22 protein-coding genes and 1 pseudogene are annotated in these 23569 nt (G+C 67.1%); 2 read left to right on the top strand and 21 right to left on the bottom strand.

Going from position 1 to position 23569, the window contains the following annotated elements:
* Window positions 1-44 precede the first annotated feature (44 nt).
* On the bottom strand, window positions 45-524 hold the full coding sequence (locus AC3DE2_RS06385) for a peroxiredoxin (protein WP_295378196.1): 480 nt from the start codon (window positions 522-524) through the stop codon (window positions 45-47).
* A 271-nt stretch (window positions 525-795) separates the two neighbouring features.
* Here AC3DE2_RS06385 and AC3DE2_RS06380 point away from each other — a divergent pair, with 271 nt between their 5' ends.
* Window positions 796-1686 carry a DnaJ C-terminal domain-containing protein gene (locus tag AC3DE2_RS06380; RefSeq protein WP_488425515.1) on the top strand — a complete coding sequence of 297 codons (891 nt, stop codon included), beginning with the start codon at window positions 796-798 and terminating at the stop codon, window positions 1684-1686.
* A 158-nt stretch (window positions 1687-1844) separates the two neighbouring features.
* Here the strand turns inward: AC3DE2_RS06380 and pilH are convergent, their stop codons facing one another.
* The 12 genes and pseudogenes from pilH to purB form a co-directional block, all read right to left on the bottom strand.
* Complete coding sequence (pilH, locus tag AC3DE2_RS06375) at window positions 1845-2237, bottom strand: twitching motility response regulator PilH (RefSeq protein ID WP_295378200.1); 393 nt, start codon at window positions 2235-2237, stop codon at window positions 1845-1847.
* Between the two features lie 108 nt (window positions 2238-2345).
* Complete coding sequence (locus tag AC3DE2_RS06370) at window positions 2346-3338, bottom strand: YhdH/YhfP family quinone oxidoreductase (RefSeq protein ID WP_488425514.1); 993 nt, start codon at window positions 3336-3338, stop codon at window positions 2346-2348.
* Window positions 3339-3372: 34 nt separating this feature from the next.
* Entirely contained in the window at window positions 3373-3669 is a 297-nt protein-coding gene (locus tag AC3DE2_RS06365) for a GIY-YIG nuclease family protein (protein ID WP_488425513.1), read from the bottom strand.
* A 588-nt stretch (window positions 3670-4257) separates the two neighbouring features.
* On the bottom strand, window positions 4258-4851 hold the full coding sequence (locus AC3DE2_RS06360) for an LOG family protein (RefSeq protein ID WP_488425512.1): 594 nt from the start codon (window positions 4849-4851) through the stop codon (window positions 4258-4260).
* Between the two features lie 135 nt (window positions 4852-4986).
* Window positions 4987-6423 (bottom strand): dihydrolipoyl dehydrogenase, encoded by a 1437-nt coding sequence (gene lpdA, locus AC3DE2_RS06355; protein ID WP_488425511.1) that lies wholly within the window; start codon window positions 6421-6423, stop codon window positions 4987-4989.
* 113 nt (window positions 6424-6536) lie between these two features.
* On the bottom strand, window positions 6537-7748 hold the full coding sequence (gene sucB, locus AC3DE2_RS06350) for a dihydrolipoyllysine-residue succinyltransferase (protein WP_295378211.1): 1212 nt from the start codon (window positions 7746-7748) through the stop codon (window positions 6537-6539).
* Between the two features lie 60 nt (window positions 7749-7808).
* A complete protein-coding gene (locus AC3DE2_RS06345; protein WP_295378215.1) occupies window positions 7809-10640 on the bottom strand; it encodes a 2-oxoglutarate dehydrogenase E1 component in 2832 nt (943 codons plus the stop codon).
* A gap of 214 nt (window positions 10641-10854) precedes the next feature.
* The gene (locus AC3DE2_RS06340; RefSeq protein WP_488425510.1) at window positions 10855-11766 is read right to left on the bottom strand and encodes a GNAT family N-acetyltransferase; all 912 of its coding nucleotides are present in this window, start codon (window positions 11764-11766) and stop codon (window positions 10855-10857) included.
* Window positions 11766-13019 (bottom strand): annotated as a pseudogene (locus AC3DE2_RS06335) (ribosomal protein uL16 3-hydroxylase); the annotation flags it as partial. The gene AC3DE2_RS06340 and the pseudogene AC3DE2_RS06335, both read right to left, overlap by 1 nt.
* Window positions 12944-13876 (bottom strand): subclass B3 metallo-beta-lactamase, encoded by a 933-nt coding sequence (gene bla, locus AC3DE2_RS06330; protein ID WP_295378222.1) that lies wholly within the window; start codon window positions 13874-13876, stop codon window positions 12944-12946. The pseudogene AC3DE2_RS06335 and the gene bla, both read right to left, overlap by 76 nt.
* Window positions 13873-14271, bottom strand: a complete 399-nt coding sequence (locus AC3DE2_RS06325; RefSeq protein WP_488425509.1) for a VOC family protein — start codon at window positions 14269-14271, stop codon at window positions 13873-13875. Before AC3DE2_RS06325 ends, bla begins: the two co-directional genes overlap by 4 nt.
* Before the next feature lie 40 nt (window positions 14272-14311).
* Window positions 14312-15679, bottom strand: coding sequence for an adenylosuccinate lyase (gene purB / locus AC3DE2_RS06320; protein ID WP_488425508.1), 1368 nt, complete (start codon window positions 15677-15679; stop codon window positions 14312-14314).
* Between the two features lie 139 nt (window positions 15680-15818).
* Here purB and AC3DE2_RS06315 point away from each other — a divergent pair, with 139 nt between their 5' ends.
* On the top strand, window positions 15819-17261 hold the full coding sequence (locus AC3DE2_RS06315) for a class II fumarate hydratase (RefSeq protein WP_295378227.1): 1443 nt from the start codon (window positions 15819-15821) through the stop codon (window positions 17259-17261).
* 25 nt (window positions 17262-17286) lie between these two features.
* Here AC3DE2_RS06315 and AC3DE2_RS06310 read toward each other — a convergent pair whose 3' ends face one another.
* From AC3DE2_RS06310 to AC3DE2_RS06275, 8 genes are all read right to left on the bottom strand, one after another.
* A complete protein-coding gene (locus AC3DE2_RS06310) occupies window positions 17287-18126 on the bottom strand; it encodes a DUF2268 domain-containing putative Zn-dependent protease (RefSeq protein ID WP_488425507.1) in 840 nt (279 codons plus the stop codon).
* A gap of 86 nt (window positions 18127-18212) precedes the next feature.
* Window positions 18213-19442 (bottom strand): serine hydrolase domain-containing protein, encoded by a 1230-nt coding sequence (locus AC3DE2_RS06305; protein ID WP_488425506.1) that lies wholly within the window; start codon window positions 19440-19442, stop codon window positions 18213-18215.
* 70 nt (window positions 19443-19512) lie between these two features.
* The gene (locus AC3DE2_RS06300; RefSeq protein ID WP_295378233.1) at window positions 19513-20052 is read right to left on the bottom strand and encodes a DUF2884 family protein; all 540 of its coding nucleotides are present in this window, start codon (window positions 20050-20052) and stop codon (window positions 19513-19515) included.
* An 11-nt stretch (window positions 20053-20063) separates the two neighbouring features.
* On the bottom strand, window positions 20064-20903 hold the full coding sequence (locus AC3DE2_RS06295; protein ID WP_488425504.1) for a DUF4097 family beta strand repeat-containing protein: 840 nt from the start codon (window positions 20901-20903) through the stop codon (window positions 20064-20066).
* A 104-nt stretch (window positions 20904-21007) separates the two neighbouring features.
* Window positions 21008-22000 carry an ABC transporter permease gene (locus AC3DE2_RS06290; protein ID WP_295378237.1) on the bottom strand — a complete coding sequence of 331 codons (993 nt, stop codon included), beginning with the start codon at window positions 21998-22000 and terminating at the stop codon, window positions 21008-21010.
* Entirely contained in the window at window positions 21997-22872 is an 876-nt protein-coding gene (locus AC3DE2_RS06285) for an ABC transporter ATP-binding protein (RefSeq protein ID WP_488425502.1), read from the bottom strand. Before AC3DE2_RS06285 ends, AC3DE2_RS06290 begins: the two co-directional genes overlap by 4 nt.
* Window positions 22872-23234 (bottom strand): GntR family transcriptional regulator, encoded by a 363-nt coding sequence (locus tag AC3DE2_RS06280; RefSeq protein WP_295378242.1) that lies wholly within the window; start codon window positions 23232-23234, stop codon window positions 22872-22874. Before AC3DE2_RS06280 ends, AC3DE2_RS06285 begins: the two co-directional genes overlap by 1 nt.
* A 3-nt stretch (window positions 23235-23237) precedes the next feature.
* Complete coding sequence (locus AC3DE2_RS06275; protein WP_295378244.1) at window positions 23238-23492, bottom strand: hypothetical protein; 255 nt, start codon at window positions 23490-23492, stop codon at window positions 23238-23240.
* Between the last annotated feature and the right edge of the window lie 77 nt (window positions 23493-23569).

Below are 23569 nucleotides of genomic sequence, written 5' to 3'. Positions count from 1 at the left end.
CAACCGCGCCTGCAATGTCATTGCGAGCGGGCGTTCCCTAAGTTTCAGTTGATGTTCGCCAGCACGTGTTCGGCCGAGGACACCTTGTATTCGCCGGGTGCTTCGACGAACAGGTTGCGGACCACGCCGTCTTCCGCGTAGAGCGCGAAGCGGCGCGCGCGGATGCCCATGCCGTAGCCGCTGGCGTCCATTTCCAGGCCGAGCGCCTTGACCAGGTCGGCGTTGCCGTCGGCGAGCATCTGCAGGCCGTCGGGCACATGCTGGGTCTTGCCCCAGGCCTGCATCACGAACGGATCGTTGACCGATACGCAGAACACTTCGATGCCGCGCTTGCGGAAGTCCTCGAAATGCTGGACGAAGCTGGGCAGGTGCTTTTCGGAGCAGGTCGGGGTGAACGCGCCGGGGACCGCGAACAGCACCACCTTGCGGCCGTCGAACAGCGCATGGGTATCGACCGTCTCGACGCCTTCGCGGATGCGCTTGAGGATGACTTCGGGAACGTGTTCGCCAATCTGGATGGTCATGCGTGGGTCCTAGTGGGGGAAGGCTGAACGAAGTTTAGCCTCCCACGTCGATGCGGGCGTTACGTGCCTGGAAAGATCGGGCTGAAAACGCGGCCGCCCCGGCGGAGAGCGTCCCGGCACGGGGTATCGAGGTGTCCAGACCTGGTCCCGGCAACGGCCGGGTCCGGCAACCGACGCGGCAGCCGCTAGAATTGCGGCCAAGGCGCCCGCATCGCGGGCCAATCCGTTTTCCGCCGGGATCGGACCGGCATGGTTTTCCAGTGGAGCCCCGATGCAATTCAAGGATTACTACGCGGTGCTGGGCGTGGAACCCAGCGCCGGCGACGCCGAGATCAAGACGGCGTACCGGCGGCTGGCGCGCAAGTATCACCCCGACGTCAGCAAGGAAGCCGGCGCCGAGGACCAGTTCAAGGCGGTCAACGAAGCCTACGAGGCGCTGCGCGACCCGCAGAAGCGCGCGGCCTATGATCAGTTGCGCGCGCGTGGCTACCGGCCGGGCGAGGAGTTCCGCCCGCCGCCGGATTTCGGCCATGGCGGCTACGGCGGCCAGAACTTCGATTTCGACGAGGTCTTCGGCAGCACCGGCAGCGGCGGCGGTGGTTTCAGCGATTTCTTCGAAGGGCTGTTCGGCCGGCGTGGCCGTGCCGATAGCGCGCAGTCGCGGGGACCGCAGGCGTCGCGTGACTCGCGCGCCAAGCTGGCTGTGCCGCTGCAGGCCGTCCACGATGGCGGCAGCGTGCGGGTGAACGTCAATGGCCGGCAACTGGAGGTCAAGGTGCCCAAGGGCATCAAGCCGGGGCAGGTGATCCGATTGGCCGGGCAGGGCGGCAACGGCGGCAACCTGTTGCTGGAAATCGAGTACGCCGCGCACCCGCAGTTCGAAGTGGACGGCCGCAACATCATCTATGTCCTGCCGGTGGCGCCCTGGCAGGCCGCGCTGGGCGCGGCCATGACCGTGCCGACGCTCGGCGGCGAGGTCGAGGTGAAGATACCGCCGGATTCGGAAGCCGGCCGCAAGCTGCGCCTGCGGGGACGCGGTCTGCCGGGCAACCCCGCCGGCGATCAGATCGTGGAACTGGAAATCACCGCCCCGCGCGCCGCCAGCGAGGAGCAACGGGATGCCTACCGCGACCTGGCCAAGGCCTTCGGCGAAAAACCGTAAACGCCTTGCGTAAGCGACGTGAGTCGCGATTTGCGATCGTGATTGGCCATCCGGTAGTCGCGGCTCACGTCGACCCCACCGGATGAAAGCGGATTCACGCATTGCCAAACAAGAAGAGCAGGCCTGGGCCTGCTCTTCTTCATTGCGCTTGAAGGCGATCAGGCCGCGGGCGGATCCGGCAGTTCCCGCGCGTTGAACACGCGCTCGATGACTTCGGCCAGTTCGTCTTCCGAGAATGGCTTGGTCAGGTAGGCCTTGGCACCCTGGCGCAGGCCCCACATGCGGTCGGTGTCCTGGTCCTTGGTGGTCACCAGGATCACCGGGATGTGCTTGGTGCTGGCTTCGCGGCTCAGCGTGCGGGTGGCCTGGAAGCCGTTGAGATTGGGCATGACCACGTCCATCAGCACCATGTCCGGCAGCTCGCGCTTGGCGACTTCCACGCCCGCGGCGCCATCTTCGGCGGTGAGGGATTCATGTCCCAGTTTTTCGACGATGCGCTGGATGCCCAGCAACTGCGAAGGTGAATCGTCGACGATCAGAATGCGTGCCATGGAGTTCCCCGTATTTCCCCAATTGTCCCCGCCCCCGATTGTAGGAGCGGGCCGGTGAGAAAGAAACGGGGGCCCGCCCGGACACGCCGTCGGGTCAAGCCCGACAGCTCAGAAAGTGACCAGGGTACGGCCGAACGAACCACCGGAAAGCATGGTCCGGAACACATCCGGGAGGCCTTCCAGGGTGGTTTCGCGGGTGCAGATGGCATCCAGGCGGTCCGGTTTCCAGTCGTCGGCCAAATGCCGCCAGATGTCGTCGCGGATGGCGCGCGCGGTGCCGGCCGAAGCCACGCCGACGAGCGATACGCCCCGGATGATGAACGGCATGACCGTCATGTCCAGCTCGGCGGTCGCCGCCAGGCCCGCGCTGGCGACGTTGCCGTAGGGCGCCGTCTGCGCCAGCAGGCTGGCCAGCATCGGCCCGCCCACGTTGTCCAGCCCGCCGCCGAAGCGCGCCGATTCCATCGGCCTCCCGGCCGCCAGCGCGTCGCGTCCCAGCACTTCGCTGGCGCCGATCGACTTGAGGAAGTCCGCGTGTTGGGCCTTGCCGCTGATGGCGTGCACGGCATAGCCGGCGCGGCTGAAGATGTTGACCGCCAGGGTGCCGACGCCGCCGGTGGCGCCGGTGACCGCCAGTGGCCCCAGATCCGGCGTCTGCCGGTTGTCCTGCATGCGGTACAGGGCCAGCGCGGCGGTGAAGCCGGCGGTGCCCAGGATCATGCTCTCGCGCAGGCTCAAGCCCTTCGGCAGCGGAATGACCCACTTCGCTTCCAGCCGGGCGTATTCGCCGTAGCCGCCATCACGGGTTTCGCTGAGCCCGCAGCCGGTCACCAGCACCTCATCGCCCTCGCGGAACGTCGGATCGGTGGAGGCCACCACATGCCCGGCCACGTCGATGCCACCCACCAGCGGGAATCGACGCAGGATCTTGCCTTCGCCGGTGCCGGCCAGGGCGTCCTTGAAGTTCACCGAAGAATACGCGGTCTTGATGACCACCTCGCCGGGGTTCAGATCATCCAGCGAGATCGATTCGATGCCGCTGCGATAGCCGCGGTCGTCGTTGTGGATGCGGAAGGCGTTGAATGTGTTCGGCAAGGTCATGGGGCCGCTCCGGTTGGGGCAAGGCGATGAAGGACTACAGGATATCCGGATAAAGATCCCGCCAATCCGGATTGGAGTCCTCGACGAGGCGGATCTTCCAGATCCGTTTCCACGCCTTCAACGCCTTTTCGCGCAGGATCGCAGATTCCATCGTGCCGTGGACCTCGTACCAGACCAAAGTATGGACCTGGTAGCGGCAAGTGAAACCTTCGACCTGATCCTGTTTGTGTTGCCAGATGCGACCAGGCAGATGGGAGGTCACGCCGATGTAGAGCGTTCCGCGTGGCCGGCTGGCCAGGAGGTATACGCAGGGAATCCGTTCCCGGGGCATGGCGGTTGGTTTGGGTGGGAGAGTGTCTTCAGCTTTTACGGTGTTGGTAGGGACCGGGGAAGGTGGTCAATGGAATGAATTAGCGAGCCGGCAATGGAAGCAAAAGGGGACCCAGCCTTCGCCGGGATGACGGGAACCGTTGATTCGTCATTCCAGCGTAGGCAATGGAATCCATTGGGGTGTGTCCGCGGCCGGGCTGGCGGCAAAAGAGCCAAATGGGTCCCAGCCTTCGCTGGGACGACGGAAGCACCGGATTCGTCATTCCAGCGCAGGCTGGAATCCATTGGGTGTGTCCGCGGCCGGGCTGGCGGCAAAAGAGCCAGATGGGTCCCAGCTTTCGCTGGGACGACGGGAACCGTTGATTCGTCATTCCAGCGCAGGCTGGATTTCATTGGGGCGTGTCCGCGGCCGATCTGGTGGCAAAAGAGCAGATGGGTCCCTGCCTTCGTTGGGACGACGGGAGCACCGGATTCGTCATTCCAGCGCAGGCTGGATTCCATTGAGGTGTGTCCGCGGCGGGGACACCGATCGGGCAGCGGAACCCCGGCGTTCGCCAGGACGACGAAAGGCGGACCCCGGGGCGCAACCTCAACGCAACGACTTGCGCCGCTTCTCGTCCATCCACTTCGAGGCCTGCGCCGGCTGGTAGGCCTTCATCCAGTCGAACATCGCGCCGATGTCCTCGCCGTGCCATAGGTCTTCGCGCTGATCCGGATGCAGGAAGCGTTCTTCCACCATGCGATCGATCATGCCCATCAGTGGCGCGTAGAAGCCATCGGCATCCAGGAACGCGCAGGGTTTGTCGCCGATGCCGAGCTGGCGCCAGGTCAGCATCTCGAACATCTCGTCCAGGGTGCCGAAGCCGCCGGGCAGGGCGACGAAGGCATCGGACAGATCGAACATGCGCTTCTTGCGTTCGTGCATGTTGGCGACGACTTCCAGCCGGGTCACCCCCTTGTGGGCGACTTCCCAGTTGACCAGTTGCTCGGGAATCACCCCGACCACTTCGCCGCCGGCGGCCAGCACGGCATCGGCGACGATGCCCATCAGGCCGACGTTGCCGCCGCCATAAACCAGCTGCATGCCCTCGCGGGCGATGCGATCACCCAACGCGACCGCGCGTTCGGCGTAGAGGGGCTTGCTGCCGGCGTTGGAGCCGCAATAGACACAGAGGCTGCGCATGGGATTCGTGATTGGGGATTCGGGATTCGTAAAAAGCAAACGCCGAGCAAAGCCCGGCGTCCGCATTGGAATTCGGTCAGGTGGGGGAATGCGCTTGGCGAATCCCCAATCCCCCTTCCCGAATCCCGGCTCTCATCAATTGGCCTTGTGGATAGAACGCTTGTCCACCGCCATGGCGGCGTCGTGGATGGCCTCGGACAGGGTCGGGTGGGCGTGGCAGATGCGGGCCAGGTCGTCGGCCGAACCGTTGAACTCCATCGCCAGCACGCCTTCGTGGACCAGTTCCGAGACGCCGACGCCGACCAGGTGCAGGCCCAGGATGCGGTCGGTTTCGGCGTGCGCGATGACCTTGACGAAGCCGGCCGGCTCGCCCATCGCGACGGCGCGGGCGATCGCGGCGAACGGGAAGCTGCCAGTCTTGTACGGGGTGCCTTCGGCCTTGAGCTGTTGCTCGGTCTTGCCGACCCACGCGATCTCCGGCTCGGTGTAGATGACCCAGGGCACGGTGTCGAGATTGACGTGGCCCGGCAGGCCGGCGATCAGTTCGGCGACCGCGATGCCTTCCTCGAAGCCCTTATGCGCGAGCATCGGGCCGCGCACGCAGTCACCGACCGCCCACACACCGTCGACGCCGGTATGGCAATGCTCGTCGACCTCGATCTGGCCGCGCTCGTTGAGCTTGACGCCGGTGCCTTCGGCGAGCAGGCCCTTGCTGGCGGCGCGGCGGCCGACGGCGACCAGCAGCTTGTCCACCGTCAGGGTCTTTTCGCCCTCGGCATCGCTGTAGGTGACCACGACTTCCTTGGTCTTGCCCTTGCCGGTGATCTCGGTCTTGCTGACCTTGGCGCCCAGGCGGATGTCCAGGCCCTGCTTCTTGAACTCGCGTGCGGCGGTCTTGGCCACTTCGGCGTCGGCGGCGGCGAGGAAGTCGGGCAGGGCCTCGAGGATGGTGACCTCGGCGCCCAGGCGCTTCCACACGCTGCCCAGTTCCAGGCCGATGACGCCCGCGCCGATCACCGCCAACCGCTTGGGCACGGCGGTGAAGTCGAGCGCGCCGACGTTGTCGACGATGTATTCGTTGTCGAACTTGGCGAACGGCAGTTCGATCGAGTCCGAACCGGCGGCGATCACCACGTTGGTGCCTTTCAGCTCGACTTCGCTGCCGTCATGCTGCTTGACCTTGACCACGTTGCCCGGCTGCAGCTGGCCGAAGCCGTAGAACGGGGTGATCTTGTTGGCCTTGAACAGCATGGCGATGCCGCCGGTGAACTGCTTGACGATCTTGTCCTTGCGGCCAACCATCGTGGCGACGTCGATCTTGGCGTCCTTGGTGCTGATGCCGTGTTCGCCGAACAGGTGCTGCAGGTTGTAGAACTGGCGCGAGCTGTCCAGCAGCGCCTTGGAGGGCACGCAGCCCACCCGCAGGCAGGTGCCGCCCAGGGCGGGCTTGCCATCCTTGCCCAGCGCGGCGTCGATGCAGGCGACCTTCATGCCCAGCTGCGCGGCGCGGATGGCGGCGTGATAGCCGGCGGGACCGGCACCGATGACGACGACGTCGAATTGTTCGCTCATTTCATTCGCTCGAATGGGATTCGGGATTCGGGAGTGGGGATTCGTTGAAAGCGGATGCAGGAGCCTGTCGCTCCTGCGAATCCCGAATCACGAATCGCCAATCCCGGCATGCATTACATGCCCAGCAGCATGCGGTGCGGATTTTCCAGCTGGTTCTTGATGTCGACCAGGAACAGCACCGCGTCCTTGCCGTCGATGATGCGGTGATCGTAGGACAGCGCGATGTACATCATCGGCGCGGCGACGACCTGGCCGTTCTCGACGATGGCGCGTTCCTTGATCGCGTGCATGCCGAGGATGGCGCTCTGCGGCGGGTTGACGATCGGGGTGGACATCAGCGAACCGAAAGTGCCGCCATTGGTGATGGTGAAGGTGCCGCCCTGCAGGTCTTCCAGGCCCAGCTTGCCGTCGCGCGCCTTCTTGGCGTACTCGGCGATGCCCTTTTCGATGTCGGCGAAGCTCTGGCGCTCGACGTTGCGCAGCACCGGGGTCACCAGGCCCTTGTCGGTGGACACGGCGATCGAGATGTCGGCGTAGCCGTGATAGATGATGTCGTTGCCGTCGACCGAGGCGTTGACCACCGGGTGGCGCTGCAGTGCGTTGGCGGCGGCCTTGGCGAAGAAGCTCATGAAGCCGAGCTTGATGCCGTTGGCCTTCTCGAACGACTCGCCCAGCTCCTTGCGCATGGCCATGACCTTGCCCAGGTTGACTTCGTTGAACGAGGTCAGCATGGCGATGGAGTTCTTGGACTGCATCAGGCGCTCGGCGATGCGGGCGCGGATGCGGGTCATCGGCACGCGCTCTTCCGGGCGGGCGCCGCCGGACACGCCGGCGGTCTTGCCGCTGGCGTAGTTGACCAGGTCTTCCTTGGTGACCGCGCCGCGGCGACCGGTGCCTTCGACCTGCGACGGATCAATGCCCTGGGTGACCGCGGTGAAGCGCGCGCCCGGCGGCAGGCTGTCGGCGCCGGCCGGAGCCGGGGCGGCCTTGGCGGCGGGAGCTGGCGCAGCGGCAGCGGCGGGAGCGGCGGCCTTCGGCGCCTCGGCCTTGGGCGCTTCGGCGGCCGGGGCCGCAGCGGCGGCGACCGCGCCTTCCTCGATGATCGCCAGCAGCTGCTGGCTGGTCACGGTGTCGCCTTCCTTGAACTTGATTTCCTTGATCACGCCGTCGACCGGCGCCGGGACTTCCAGCACGACCTTGTCGGTTTCCAGATCCAGCAGGTTCTCGTCGCGCTTGACCGCGTCGCCCGCCTTCTTGTGCCAGGTGGCGATGGTCGCGTCGGAGACGGATTCGGGGAGAACCGGAACTTTGACTTCAGTGGCCATGGATGGAGGCGTCCTGTTTTTTTGGTGGCGTGCTTTGAAGGGTGGAAGGCGGGTCGACGCTTACTCGGCGACCACGTCGTTTTCGAACTTGTTGACCAGCGCGTCGGCGACCAGCTTCAGCTGTTCCTCGACGTGCTCGGCGAAGTGGCCGGCGGCCGGCGACGGCGAGCGCGGGCGGCCCGCGTAGTGCAGGCCCTGCTTCTCGCCCAGGCAGGCGTTGAGGTGGTGGCGGATCTGGTACCACGCACCCTGGTTCTGCGGCTCTTCCTGGCACCAGACCACGTCGGTGGCCTTGCCGAAGCGCTTGAGTTCGGCCGCCAGCTGGGGGCGCGGGAACGGATAGAGCTGCTCGATGCGGACCAGCGCGACGTCGTCCTGGCCGCGCTTCTGCTGGTCTTCCAGCAGGTCGTAGTAGACTTTGCCCGAACACAGCACCACGCGCTTGACCTTCTTCGGGTCCGCGGCATTGTCCGGAATCAGGTGCTGGAACTCGCCGTTGGCCAGTTCGTCCAGGGTCGACACGGCCAGCTTGTGGCGCAGCAACGACTTGGGCGTCATCACCACCAGCGGCTTGCGGGTGGTCATGCGCATCTGCCGGCGCAGCATGTGGTAGGCCTGGGCGGGCGTGGTCGGCACGCAGACCAGCATGTTCTCCAGGGCGCACAGCTGCAGGAAACGCTCCAGGCGCGCGGAACTGTGCTCCGGACCCTGGCCTTCGTAGCCGTGCGGCAGCAGCAGGGTCAGTCCGCTGATGCGGCCCCACTTGGCTTCGCCGGCGGCGATGAACTGATCGATCACCACCTGCGCGCCGTTGGCGAAGTCGCCGAACTGCGCTTCCCAGATGCACAGGGTATTGGGATCGGTCGTGGAGAAGCCGTATTCGAACGCCATCACCGCTTCCTCGCTCAACAGCGAATCGATGATGGTGGCCTGCTCCGGCGTTTCCACCAGCTGCCGCAGCGGCAGGAAATAGCTGTCGGTCTTCTGGTCGTGCAGGATCGCGTGGCGATGGAAGAAGGTGCCGCGACCGGCATCCTGGCCGACCAGGCGCAGGCCATTGCCTTCGGCCAGCAGGGTGGCGTAGGCCAGGTTCTCGGCGAAGCCCCAGTCACCGGGCAGTTCGCCGGCGGCCATCTTGGCGCGGTCGTCGTAGATCTTGGCCACGCGCGGATGCAGGGTCACCCCGGCCGGAATCGTGTTGATGATCTTGGCCAGCGAATCCAGCGCCTTGCGCTTGACCCGGGTGTCGACCGGATCGGTGACCTTGCCGGACACGTACTTCGACCAGTCGATCGCCAGCTCGTCGCCCTTCTGCTTGGCCAGCTCGGTGGTGTACTCGCCCGAATCCAGCTTGTCGCGGTACTGGTCGACCAGCGCCTTGCCGCCCTCGGCGGGGACCACGCCGGCGCCTTCCAGCTTGGCCGCGTACAACTCGCGGGTGGTCGGGTGCTTGCGGATGGTCTGGTACATCAGCGGCTGGGTCGCCGCCGGCTCGTCGGCCTCGTTGTGGCCGTGGCGGCGATAGCAGACCAGGTCGATGACCACGTCCTTCTTGAACTGCTGGCGGAAGTCGTAGGCCAGGTTGGCGCAGAACACCACCGCTTCCGGGTCGTCGCCGTTCACGTGCAGGACCGGCGCGCCGATCATCTTGGCCACGTCGGTGCAGTACAGGGTGGAGCGAGCGTCGTCGCGGGCGCTGGTGGTGAAGCCGATCTGGTTGTTGATGACCACGTGCAGGGTGCCGCCGACCGCGAAACCGCGCGCCTGCGACATCTGGAACAGCTCCATCACCACGCCCTGGCCGGCGAACGCGGCGTCGCCGTGCATGATGATCGGCAGCACGGCCTGGCGCGACGTATCGTTGCGGCGCTCCTGGCGGGAACGCACGCTGCCGGCCACGACCGGATCGACGATTTCCAGGTGCGAGGGATTGAAGGCCAGCGCCAGGTGGACCGGGCCGCCCGGGGTGGCGATGTCGGCGGAGAAGCCCATGTGGTACTTCACGTCGCCGGCGTGGGCCAGGCTGTTGTCGTGCTCGAACTTGCCTTCGAACTCGTCGAACAGCTTGCGCGGGCTCTTGCCGAGCGTGTTGACCAGCACGTTGAGGCGGCCGCGATGGGCCATGCCGACCACGATGTCCTTGACCTGGCCTTCGCCGGAGCGGCGGATCACCGTATCCAGCAACGGAATCAGCGAGTCGCCGCCTTCCAGCGAAAAGCGCTTCTGGCCGACGTACTTGGTATGCAGGTAGCGCTCGAGGCCTTCGGCCGCGGTCAGGCGTTCCAGGGTGCGCTGCTTGGCCGCCGCGTCCAGCCCGTAGTTGCCGCCGGCCGCTTCCAGGCGCTGGTACAGCCACTGGCGCTGCTCGACCTCGGGGATATGCATGAACTCGGCGCCGATCGAGCCGGTGTAGGCGGCCTTCAGGCGCCCCAGCAGGTCGCGCAGCTTCATGCGCGGCTGGCCGGCCACGTTGCCGGTGCTGAATTCGGCGTCCAGATCCTTGTCGGACAGGTCGTGGAAGGCCAGGCCCAGGTCCGGCGGATTCATCGGCGGGCTCAGGCCCAGCGGATCCAGGTTGGCGCCGAGGTGGCCACGCGACCGGTAGGCGGTGATCAGGCGGCCGACGTTGCGCTCGCGCTCGTCGCCACCGGCCGGGGCCGCCACGTGGCCGTTGTTCGCGGCCTGGCGCGAGGCGGCGGTAATCTGCTCGATGACCACCGAGTGCGGCACATCACCGGCCTCGCGGCCCTTGAATCCGTCGAAGTAGGCCTTCCATTTGGGACCCACGCTGTCGGGGGCGACCAGGTATTGCTCGTACAGGTCTTCGACGTAGGAGGCATTGCCTCCATTGAGTTGCGAGGATTGCGCAAACTGCTTCAGGAGATTGTCCACGATGGCGATGAGATGCGAACTGTCGATTGATCTTGGAGGAACGGGGCCGGCGGATTCGATGTGCGCCCGCGCGGGCGGAAGACAACCCCAAAATTATACCCGCAAGGCGGGAACGGGGCATAAAGGTATTGGACTAAAGGCGCAGTCTGGTCCGCCCGGATGACAACAAAGGACACAATCCGCGCGATTCCCGCGGATTTCCGCCTTCCAGGAGCTACAGCCCCAGCGCGCGGTACTCCGTGCAGGGGCGGGAACGCTCCCAGACCTGCGCGAATTCATCGCGCAACTGGCGCGCGCGGCCGGCCGCATCGAGATCCGCTTCGCCGTCGAAACGATGCCCCAGCGTGCGGAAGTAGTAGCCATCGGCGTCGTTGACGGCGTAGGCCGAGGGATAGTTGCGGTCCACCGGGTCATGCACCTCGCGGAACAGGAACACGCTGGGCAGCCGCTGGGCCAGGGGCAGCAACGGGGCAAGCCGGCGCTGCGGCGTGCCCGCATCCTGCAACAGCACCCGGATTTCCGCCGTCCCGGCGGCACGGGTCGCCAGCCGGCGCAGGGCGTCCAGCACCTCCGGTGCGTCGAACAGGGCCGGCTCCAGGTCCCGGCTGTAGAGGCACAGGCGCCGGCGGGTGCCGTTGGCCAGGGCCTGCAAGGCGGCCCGGGCACCGGCCTGGTCCTCGATGGCGGTGGCGCCGTCCAGCCGGCGGCGCATGGCCTGGTGCTCGATGCCGGCTTCGTGGAAACGCGGGCCATACGGGACGAAACCATGACGGGCGTAGAAGTTCTCGGCGCTGACCTGGGCGTTGAGGGTCAACTCGGGCCAGCGCTGCCGGCGGGCCTGGTCCAGCAGCGCGGCCAGCAGGGCGTCGCCGACGCCGCGCCCGCGCCATTCCCGCAGGACCGCCATCCGGCCGACCCGATGCTCCGGGGTCAGGCGCCCGGTGCCGATGGGGTGGCCGGCGTCATCGCGTGCCAGCACGTGGTGGCACAGCGGGTCCAGGGCGTCGCGTTCCTCTTCCAGGGGGACATGCTGTTCCTGCACGAACACGGTTTCGCGCACCTGCAGGAGATCCTCCCGCTGGCGGGCGAATTCGACCGCTTCGACCCGGAAGCCTGGCGGATTCAATCCTCGTCCTCCGCCATGCCCAACTGGTAGTGGCCCTGCGCGGCCAGCGCCATCACCGCGTCGCGGCCGGCTTCCGACAGGCCGGCGTAGCCGGCCCCGTCGATGCTCTCGGCGGCGGCCAGCCAGCGCGCGTCGGCGATCGGCAGGGCGTAGTCGATGCCGGTGCAAAACAGGGTGGCCCCCTTGCTCTGGTGGACGCGTCGCCAGGCCAGGCGCGAGAACGGATGCCGGTACAGGCGGGCGCCATGTTCCAGATCCCACTCGAGTTCGATGCGCGAGCGCTGCTCGGGGGGCGGCGCGACGTCGCCCGCGGCGCGATAGGTGGTGATGAAGCGCCCGAACCAGTCGCCGAGGCGGTCCGGATCGTTCATCCGCAGTGCGTTGAGCGCTTCCACCACCCGGCTCATCGCCGCGGCGTCGATCTCGTTGGGATCGCGCGGCGGCGCCAGATCCTCGTCGTGGTAGCGCAGCCGATCGTCGGCATCGGCGACCAGGGTATCGAGATAGTCGCTGATCAATTCGGCCGAGGAGGGCGCGCGCATGCCGACCGAGATGGTCAGGCAGGGATTGACCGCCACGCCATGGTGCGGGACGCCCGGCGGCAGGTACAGCATGTCGCCCGGCCCCAGCACCCAATCATGGGTAGGGGTGAATTCGCGCAGCAGCTTGAGCTCGACGTCGTCGCGGAAACCGAGCGGGGGATTCTCGCCGGCGTCGATCAGCCAGTGCCGCTCGCCCTGGGCCTGCAGCAGGAACACGTCGTATTGATCCACGTGCGCGCCGACCGAGCCGCCGGTGGCGGCGAAACTGATCATGATGTCGTCCAGCCGCCAGCGCGGCAGGAAGTCGAAATGCGCCAGCAGGCCGCGCACATCCGGATCCCACTTGTCCACGTCCTGCACCAGCAGGGTCCAATCGTGGTGCGGCATGCCGGGGAATTCCTCTTCCTGGAACGGACCGGTGCGCAGGGTCCAGGCATCGCGTTCGCGATCGTGCATGACGATGCGCGAGAGCGCGCCTTCCTCGCAGGCCAGGCCGGCCAGATCCTCGGGCTGGATCGGCGACTGGAAGTGCGGGAAGGCATTGCGGATCAGCAGCGGCTTCTTCTGCCAGTACTCGCGCAGGAAGCGCGCGGCGGGCATGCCGAGGAAATGCTTGGCGGTGGCGTGGACTTCGATCATGGGCGTGGGGAGCTTGCGGGAGCGGGGGCGGCCTCTTCGGCCAGGCGCTTGTCCAGGCGCGCGCGCGCGGATTGCGCGTACTCGCGACAGGCGGCGGTGTTCACCAGCGGTTCGCTGGCCCCGGGGCCGACACGGGACCACAACCGGCTGGCGGACGGATGCGGCGTCACCAGGATGTCGCACTCCAGCGCGGCGACCCGGTCCAGGGCCTGCCGGAAAGCGGCGACATAGCCGGGGTGGGCCTGCTCGTCGCCGAAGCGGTACTGATCGTCGGAGAACGCCGAGAGGCTGTCGGCGTAGACGAACTGCCGGCAGTCGTCGCCGTCGCAGGAACGCCAGGTCCAGGATGCCGCGCCCGGCGTGTGGCCCGGGGTGGCGATGGATTGCAGCGACAGCGGGCCGACGGTGACGGTTTCCTCGTCACCGAGGGGGCGGACATTGGCGACCGGCGCGAACGGCTGGAGTTGCCCGAACTGGGGATCGTTGCGGTCATTGGTGCCGCGTCGCAGCGTGGCGGCCGCGGGTTCGCGCGCCAGCACCGGCGCGCCGGTCGCGCGTTGCAGTTCGGCCAGGCCACCGACGTGATCGAAATGCTCGTGCGAGATCACGATCGCGCGCACGTCTTCCGGCCGGAATCCCAACGTGCGCAGGTTGGCGAGCACCTGCCTGCCGCCTTCGGCGGTGCCGCCGTCGATCAGCACGTGGCCCTGCGGCGAGGTGATCAGCAGCGCGCTGATGCCGCAGGTACCGACGAACCAGGTATTGCCGTGCAGGCGCCGGGGCGCGGCGGGATCATCCCAGCCGGGATCGGCGGGGCAGGTGGCGGCAGCGGGCGCGGACGCGTCCGCCCGGGCCTGGGCCATCGGCAAGGCGGCCAGCAGCAGGGAGGCGGCCGCCAGCAGCGGGCGGTAGCGTGGACGGTGGGTCATGTGGTGATCTCGTCATAGCCGCGACCACTGAACTGCAGCAGGCACCAGCCATGGCCGAACGGATCGGCCAGGCGCACGATCCGGCCCCAGCGGGCTTCGCGGATGGGCGTTTCGGCGCGCAGGCCGGCCTGTGTGGCGATGGCCAGGGCCGCATCCAGGTCTTCGACCACCACGTCCAGGTGCACGGGCGTCCAGTGGCGATCATAGCGGCGTGGCGAATGGGGCGCGCCCTCGCTGCCGGCCGCATTGCGCAGCAGGTAGAGGGGGGGCTGTGCCCCCAGCAGTTCCACCACGTCGCCGCCCAGGCGGCGTCCGGTGGTCAGCCCGAACGCCCGCTTGTACAGGGTTTCGGCGGCATCGAGATCCGGCACGTCGAGGTTGATCAGCAGTTGCATGGGCGCGGTCCTGCGGGGCGGCGTGCGGTCTCCGGAGCGATCAGATCTTCCGGGCCAGCGTTTCGGCCAGGCCGGTGTAGCTGCCCGGGGTCATGTCGCGCAGACGCTGCTTGGCCTCGGCCGGCAGTTCCAGCGATTCGATGAAAGCGCGCATGGAATCGGCGGTGATGCCCTGGCCGCGGGTCAGCGCCTTGAGCTGCTCGTAGGGATTGGGCAGGCCATGGCGACGCATCACCGTCTGCACGGCCTCCGCCAGCACTTCCCATGCAGCGTCCAGATCCGCGTCCAGGCGCTGCGGGTTCACTTCCAGCTTGCCCAGCCCCTTGGCCAGCGAATCCAGCGCCACCTGGCTGTGGCCGAAGGCGGTGCCGAGCGCGCGCAACACGGTGGAATCGGTGAGATCGCGCTGCCAGCGGCTGATCGGCAGCTTGGCGCTGAAATGCTCGAACAGCGCATTGGCGAGGCCGAAGTTGCCCTCGGCGTTCTCGAAGTCGATCGGATTGACCTTGTGCGGCATGGTCGAGGAGCCGACTTCGCCTTCCTTGAGGCGCTGCTTGAAGTAGCCCAGCGAGATGTAGCCCCAGATGTCGCGGGCCAGATCGATCAGGATGATGTTGGCGCGGCGCGCGGCGTCGCCGATTTCGGCGACATTGTCGTGCGGCTCGATCTGGGTGGTGTAGGGATTGAACACCAGTCCCAGGCTTTCGACGAAACGCTGCGCGAACACCGGCCAGTCGACGTCGGGATAGCTGCTGACGTGGGCGTTGTAGTTGCCCACCGCGCCGTTGATCTTGCCGGTCAGTTCGACCGCCGCGATCTGGGCGCGCTGGCGCTCCAGGCGGGCGACCACGTTGGCGATTTCCTTGCCCAGGGTCGTCGGCGAGGCGGTCTGGCCGTGGGTGCGTGACAGCATCGGCTGGCCGGCCTGGGCATGGGCCAGCGCGCGCAGCGTGGCGGCGACGCCGTCCAGCGACGGCAGCAGCACCTCGCGGCGCGCCTGTTCCAGCATCAGGCCGTAGCTGAGGTTGTTGATGTCCTCGCTGGTGCAGGCGAAATGGACGAACTCCAGGGCCGGCGCCAGTTCCGCGTCGTCCTTCAGGCGTTCCTTGATGAAGTACTCGACCGCCTTGACGTCGTGATTGGTGGTCCGCTCGATTTCCTTCACCCGGGCCGCGTCCGCGACCGAGAAACCGTCGGCCAGTCCGCGCAGGCGCGCGATGGCGGCGGCGGAGAACGCCGGCAGCTCGACGATGCCAGGCTCGGCGGCCAGCGCCAGCAGCCACTCCACTTCGACCTTGACCCGCGCCCGGATCAACCCGTACTCGGAAAAGATGGGGCGCAGGGCGTCGACCTTGGCGGCGTAGCGGCCGTCGAGCGGGGACAGGGCGAGCAGGGCGGATTCCGACATGGGGGCAGGGGGCTGAAAAGGAGCGTTCTAGTTTACCGCGAGACGCCCCTCGGCCGGCCTGGCGTATGCTGGCGGCCCTCGCAAGCAGCCGGTTCCACCACCCGGCGCCAGCCGTAGACCATCCCCACAGGAGGCGCTGATGAGCAGGAAAACCGCGGGCACGGCCCGCACCGAACGGACCCGGGTGGAACGGGACAGCATGGGCGAACTGCGGGTTCCCGCCGACGCACTCTGGGGCGCGCAGACCCAGCGCGCGGTCCTGAATTTCCCCATCTCCGGCCGGCCGATGCCGCGCGGCTTCATCCGCGCGCTGGGCCTGATCAAGGCCGCCGCCGCCGAGGTCAACGCCGGCCTGGGCCTGTTGCCGCAGGCCACCGCGCGCGCCATCCGCGCCGCCGCGCTGGACGTGGCCACCGGCCAGCACGACGCGCATTTCCCGATCGATATCTACCAGACCGGTTCCGGCACCTCGTCGAACATGAATGCCAACGAGGTGATTGCCGCGCTGGCCAACCGATCCGGCAAGGCCGGGCGCAAGGGCGTGCATCCGAACGATCACGTCAACCTGGGGCAGAGCTCGAACGACGTCATCCCGACCGCCATCCGCGTATCGGCGCAGTTGGCGGTGCTGGAAGACCTGCTGCCGGCGATCAAGCACCTGCGCCGTACCATCGACCGTCGCGGCAAGGGGCTGGCGAAGGTGGTCAAGACCGGCCGCACCCACCTGATGGACGCGATGCCGCTGACCTTCGCCCAGGAATTCTCCGCCTGGTCCGCGCAACTGGCGTCCGCCGAGGAACGCATCGCCGACAGCCTGAAGCGGCTGCGCCGGCTGCCGCTGGGCGGCACCGCGATTGGTACCGGCATCAATGCCGATCCGCGCTTCGGCGCGCGGGTGGCGAAGGCACTGTCGAAACAGACCGGAGCGCGTTTCGAGAGCGCCGGCAACAAGTTCGAGGGGCTGGCGGCGCAGGACGACGCGGTCGAACTGTCCGGCCAACTCAGCGCGCTGGCGGTGGCCCTGACCAAGATCGCCAACGACCTGCGCTGGATGAACGCCGGGCCGCTCGCGGGCCTGGGTGAAATCGAACTGCCCGCCCTGCAGCCCGGCAGTTCAATCATGCCCGGCAAGGTCAACCCGGTGATTCCCGAAGCGACGGTGATGGTCTGCGCGCAGGTGATGGGCCACCACACCGCGATCACCGTGGCCGGGCAGACCGGCAACTTCCAGCTCAACGTGACCCTGCCGCTGATCGCGGCGAACCTGCTGGATTCGATCCAGTTGTTGTCCAATGTGTCGCGCCTGCTGGCGGACACCGCCATCGAAGGCCTCAAGGTGCGCGAGGACAATGTCAGGCAGGCATTGGATCGCAATCCGATCCTGGTGACCGCGCTGAACCCGGTGATCGGCTACGAGAAGGGCGCGGCCATCGCCAAGCAGGCCTACAAGGAGAACCGCGCGGTGCTGGACGTGGCGCGCGACGTCACCGGCCTGCCGGAAAAGGTGCTCAAGCCGCTGCTGGATCCTGCGGTGCTCGCCAAGGGTGGAATCCACGGCAAGCCGGGCGGTGGAGGCGGCTGAGCCGCCTCCTGCCCGGTTTCCGGATTCACTCGGCGGGAATGAACTCGGCGGCCTTCATTGCGGTGATGGCCGCCCAGTCGTGCGGTTTGCCGTCCAGGTGCGCGGCGACCAACCGGTAGCCGACTGAATAGCCGGCCCACATCGGGATGCCGGCCTGCGGATTGCCGAACATCGAACCCATCAGCACCTGCGGTGAAGTGTCGCCCAGCCTGGGGCGGAACGCGGCCAGGGTGGCCGTGTACTGCGCATCATCCAGTGCGTGGATCCAGGGCGCCGGATGCGCGTCGAACACCTGGTTGGCGTAGTAGTCGGCACGGCCCTCGAACACCAGGTAGTCGGCGAGGGTGAAGGCCGCGTCGGGGCGGAACTGTTCCTGCGCCCAGTAGCTGTGGTGCAGCTCGTGCGCCAGCACATAGGGAAGCAGCTTCACCCAGTCGGCCTGCGGATGCAGCTTGACCACGACCTTGCCGCTGCCGGCGGTCAGGGCGATGACGCCCTGCATGCGATCACGGGTGAACGCGTCATCCGGTGCGGTGAAGTCCACGCACAGGGTCAGCCGACCCTGCGGCAGATCGGTGATCACCCGGTCGTAGGTGGACTGGGCGATCCGTTCGAAGCGGGCGCGATCGAATCCTTTTTCGGCCGCTTCGCGCTGTTCGCGGGTGAGACGCGGATCCGGCGCGTAGCCACGGGCCAGATCCGCGAACTGGCCGCCGGCCGCGCAACGGGCGAACCAGGCTTCGCCAGCGGCGGCCGCGTCGGGGGCTGCCAGCATCTGGGCGTTGGTGTAGTGGAAATCGATGGGCTCGGCGGCCATCGCGAAACCGGGCAGGAGCAGGGACAGCAGCGGAAGTCGGCGTTTCATCGGAGGTCCTGGCAGGGGCGGCGCGGAATGCGTCCAATGATCAAGACGCGCCGGAAGCAGGGGTGTGACCCGGCGCCCGCGTCTTCTCAGCGGGCGATGACCGTGGCCGGCAAGGGCCAGCGGGTGCAGGGCGGGTGGGACCGGGTGTTGGCATCCCGGGCACGCAGTTCCGGGTGGTCGTACGGCAGGTAGGCCTGCCAGTACCAGGGGAAGCAGACCGGCCCGAGCTTGTGATCGATGAGATAGGCGAAGATGCCGTCGGCGTTGGAACTGTTGCTCATCAGCAGCAGGCAGTCGCGCCCGTCGCGCACGCACACCGCGATGTTGCGGGTGCCGTCGTCATGGCCGCCCTTGAAGAACGCCCGTCCTTCCGGCGTCCGGTAGACGCTCCAGCCCAGGCCGTAGGCCAGTCCGATGGCCTGGTTGTCCGGGGTGGTCTCGGTGGACAGGGTCGGGAACTGCTGCACCGAGTCGATGCGCACCTGTTCTCCGAACAATTGTCCACGCGCCGCGGCATCCAGGCCTTCGCCGCGCGAGAGACCGGCCAGGAACGCCGCGAAATCGCGCAGGGTGGTGTCCATCGAGCCGGCGGCGCGCACCGCGCCGCGCTGCTTGTGGCCAAGCGGCTTGCCCGCCTCGTCGTAGCCCAGCGCAAGATTGGTGGCGAAGGCATCGCGCCAGGTCATTCCGCTGGACTTCATGCCGAAGCGGTCGAAAACGCGTTCCTGCATCAATGCGCCGACATCGGTGCCCAGGCCATGTTCGATGACGAACTGCAGCAGATTGATGCCTTCGCCGGAGTAAGCGAAGCGGCTGCCGGGTTCGAACTCGAACGCCAGTTTCGCGTGTTCGTCGTAACCGTGCGGGGTGAAGAAGCGGAAATTCGGGAAGCCCGCGGTGTGTGCCAGCAGCATCCGCGCGGTCAGCTTGCGCCAGCGTTCGTCGCCGGCCAGGTCCGCGTACTTTTCATACTCCGGCAGCGGACGGGGCAGGTAGTCGGCGATCGGGCGATCCAGGTCGAGCTTGCCGTCCTGCACCAGTCCCATCACCGCGTAGGCGAACGCACCCTTGGTGAGCGAGGCCGCATACATCGTGCTGTCGGGCGTCAGCGGCAGATCCTGTTCGACGTCGCGCAGGCCATAGGTACGCAGTTCGGTCACCTGTCCATCGTGGATGGCCGCCAGTGCAAGGCCGGTCACGCGGGCCTCGCGCATCAGCGCTTCGACTGCTGGGTCGGGAACCGCATCGGCGGTCTGCGCGGCAACGGGCGCGGCCGCGGTACACAGGCACAACAACAGCGACCACATCCCTTTCATGGTTCGGCCCTCGCGTCTGTCGTTGGAATGGCCGCGGCGACTCTTCGCGCCGCGGGCCGTGGCGGCAGGATCAGTCCTTGCCGCAGTCGTCGATGTCTTTCTGGTCCAGATTGGCGTACGGACGGAACGCCGGCACCTGCGCCGCCAGTGCGTCCTGGGCGGTGCGCAGCCCGGTGAGGCGGGTGCAGATCTTGTTGGCCTCGGCCTCGATCTTCTTGGCCTCGGCGTCCATCCGCGCATCGATGTCGTCGGTGTTGCCGCTGATCACCCCGCTGATCGCGGCCCCGACCGCCTTGCCGGCCATCTTGGCGCCCTGCTTGCCGACCGCGATGCCGGCCAGGGTGATGCCTTCCAGTTCGTCGTAATAGGCCGAGACCAGCTTGCGCTGATCCGGTGTCAGCGCCACCGCCTTGCCGTCGATGATCAGGTCGCCCTCGGCGCTGACTTTCGCCTTGGGGTAACCGGTCGCGTTGATGGTGAGCTCGCCGTCGCCGAAGCGGGCGATCTTGCCGTTGCCGCTGTCGATGCTGGTCTGTGGCTTGCAGGCGGCCAGCGAGAGCGCCAGGACCAGGCCGATGCCCAGGCCGGTGGAAAGGGATGGAATGCGCATGGCGTGACTCCTCAGTGGCGACGGGGGAGGGAAACGGTGCCGGTGACACCGCTGTGATCGACCGATCCGCTGCCGACCGAGCGGACCGTCAGGTTGCCGCGCGCTTCGCGAACGCCGAGATTGCCCGAACCAACGCTGCCGACGACGACGTCGCCTCCGATCCGGGCGAGTTCCGCGTCACCGGAGCCGATGGATCCGATTTCCACCGTGCCCTGCGCGTCCTCCAGTTCGAAGTCACCCGACCCGATGGCACCTAGGCGCACCGGACCGCGGATGCCGCGCGCGCGCGCATCGCCGGAACCGATGTCGATGCCCTGTACCGAGCCCGCGCCATCGATGTCCACGTCGCCGGAACCGACGTCAAACGCCACCAGGCCACGGGTCTCGCGGACGATTGCGTCACCCGACCCGACGTCCACGCTCACGATGGCCGCGCCACGAACCTCCGCGTCGCCGGAGCCGACCTTGATCTGCACCGGGATGTCGTCGGGCACGCCGCCGCTCACTTCCAGGTAGGCGTAGTGCTCACTGAAGAAGATGCCGCGGAACTGGCCTTCGCGGCGCAGACGCACCACCAGCTTGTCGCCTTCGCGCTGCTGGGTGACGCTGAGCTGCGGCAGCAGCTTGGCGTCCGAGGCGCAGGCACGGCCCTGCAGGACCTGCCTGCGGCCGGCGCGCGCCACCAGCTTCAGATCGTGCGAGGCCACGTCGAACACCACGGCCTTGGCGTCGCCCACGTCCAGGTCCAACTGGCGGGGTTCGCTGTGCTTGCAGTTGTCGCCGGCCAGGGCGATGGCCGGCGAGAGGGCGGCCAGGGTCAGGAGGGACAGCGGCAGGAAAACGCGGGACATGGGAACTCTCCGTGCGGGACTGCGAATCGGACTGCTGGGAATTGTGGAACGGATGCGGTGGATTGCGAAGCGGGCGGTGGCAGGGCGCCACCGCCCGCGGGGGCTCACTCGCTGTCGCGCCAGCGGCGCAGGTAGATGGCGGCGGCGATCAGGCCGGCGCCGATGACCGCGCCGATCCACAGGTCGGCCGTACCGAACACGTGCCAGTTGTTGCCCAGGTTCATCATCCGCATCAGATCGTCCGGGCTGTTCACGTCCTGGCCGGCCATCTGGCTCTCGGTGAGGCTGCGCGGCGACCAGGTGCCCGGCAACACGCTCAGCAGGCCGCGATAGACCACCGTGTACCAGAGCGGGCCGTAGGGGATGTCGATGCCCAGGATGCCCAGCATGCTGATGATCACGCAGGCCAGTACCGGGATCAGCACCGCCCACAGGAACGGCTTGCTGCGCGCCCAGGCCGAGCAGAACATCAGCCAGCCGACCGCCGGCAGGGCCCAGAACAGGTAGATGGGCAGGGTCGACAGCACGTTGAGGATCATGCTCAGCGGGTGCGAGTGGGTAAACATCGCCCAGCTGCCCGGCACACCCATCACGCCCATCGCGCTGGCGGCGATGACCCACAACGCCAGTCCGACCAGCACGCCGATGCCGATGGCCAGCAGCGGGGCCAGCAACAGCGCCCATGCCGCCTTCGACAGCACCATCTGGGTGTCGGTGACCGGCAGCGACTTCCAGAACAGGATGCTGCGATCACGGCGGTCATCGTGCAGCGTGCCCAGGGCGTAGAAGAACACCACGAAGGCCAGCACGATCTGGGTCAGCCCCATGCCGCCCATCAGGATGCCGTCGCCGACCTGGCCGATCTGGTGGGCATGTCCGAGCATGTCGCCGTCCATGGCCATGTCGACCACGTCGTTCTTCACCTGGAAGAACTTGATGACCCCGATGAGGGCGGCGATGAAGGACAGTACCGTGATGATCGCGCCGGTGATGACCGGGGCCCACAGGAAGCCGCCCCGGTTTTCCCAGAATTCCCGTTTCAACAGCCATTTGAAGGCCGAGCCCTTGGTGGCATGCGCAGTGGTGACGGCGTTCATGCGTAGGTTCCTTTCATGATGGCGACGAACAGATCGGCCAGGCCGGGATTGCGGGTCTCGCCCAGTTCGGCGAGCCGGCCGCGATCGACGCCGTCGTACAGCAGGACGCTCTTGCCGAATGGCAGGCCGCGTTCGTCGATGGGGTTCAGGGCGCGTGCCTGCTCGACCCTGTCGGCCGGAACGAGCAGTTCGGTGTAGCGTTCGGCGACTTCGTCCATCTGCGCGGTCAGCACGATCCGGCCGTCGCGGATGAACATCACGTCGGTCAGGATGTGCTCGATTTCCTCGACCTGGTGGGTGGTGACGATGATGGTCTTCTGCTCGTCGAAGTAGTCTTCCAGCAGGCGCTGATAGAACTGCTTGCGGTACAGGATGTCCAGGCCGAGGGTGGGCTCGTCCAGCACCAGCAGGCGGGCGTCGATGGCCATCACCAGCGCCAGGTGCAACTGCACGATCATGCCCTTGGACATTTCGCGCACCCGCAGATCCGGGCGCAACTGGGTGTTGGCGAGGAAGCGCTCGCACTTGGCCCGGTCGAAGCGCGGATGCACGCCGGCCACGAAGTCGATGGCCTCGCGGACCCGCATCCAGCGGGGCAGCACCGCCACGTCGGCGATGAAGCACACATCGTTCATCAACTGGCCGCGCTGCTTGCGCGGATCCAGGCCCAGCACCTTCAGATCGCCCTCGAACGGGGTCAGTCCCAGGATGGCCTTCAGCGCGGTGGTCTTGCCGGCGCCATTGGGGCCGATCAGGCCGATGATCTTGCCGGCCTCGATCTGGAAGCTGGTGTTGTCCAGCGCCAGCTTGCTGCGGTAGGCCTTGCGGAGGCCGTGGGCGGAGATCACGGTATTGGAAATCACGGCGCTCATCACTTGTTCTCCTTGGCTTGCAGCAGTTCCTCGAATGACAGCCCCAGGCGTTCGATGCGCTGGGCTACGGCCGGCCATTCATCATGCAGGAAGCGCTCGCGCTCGCTCTTGAGCAGTTTGCGGGAAGCCTCGTCGGTGACGAACATGCCCAGTCCGCGGCGCTTTTCCACCAGCGCCTCGTCGGCCAGTTCCTGGTAGGCGCGCGAGACCGTGATGGGATTGAGCTGGTACTCGGCCGCCACCTGGCGGACGGACGGCAGGGCGTCACCTGGTTTCAGAACCCCGTCTAGCATCATGGCGATCACGCGATCCTTCAGTTGGCGGTAGATGGGAGCACCGTCGCTCCACTGGATGTCAGCCATGGCTCAACCCCGTGGGCGCAGCGACTGCGCGAAAGAGAAATAGGGCATCGACAGGGTGGCGCGGGCCCGGCGACGCGGGTGGACCTGCGCCTCCTCGGCCGCCGCGGCCGCCTCGATGGTGGAATCGACGCCGGCCAAGGGACTGCCTTCCGTGGCATTCCGCTGGCGGGTCTCGGTGCCGCCGACCAGCAGACCCAGGGTCAGCAGGGCGCCACTGGCCGCCAGGCCGGACAGCGTATTGAGCAGTTTCGGTTTCATTGCGTCTCCCCCTTCATTGGGTGAGTGGTGTTGTATGTAACTATAACACCAAAACACAGGCCGTCAACGGGGGATCC

It is taken from the genome of Pseudoxanthomonas sp. 68-E7 (assembly GCF_057773145.1).
This window is presented reverse-complemented; position numbering and strand designations above follow the sequence as displayed.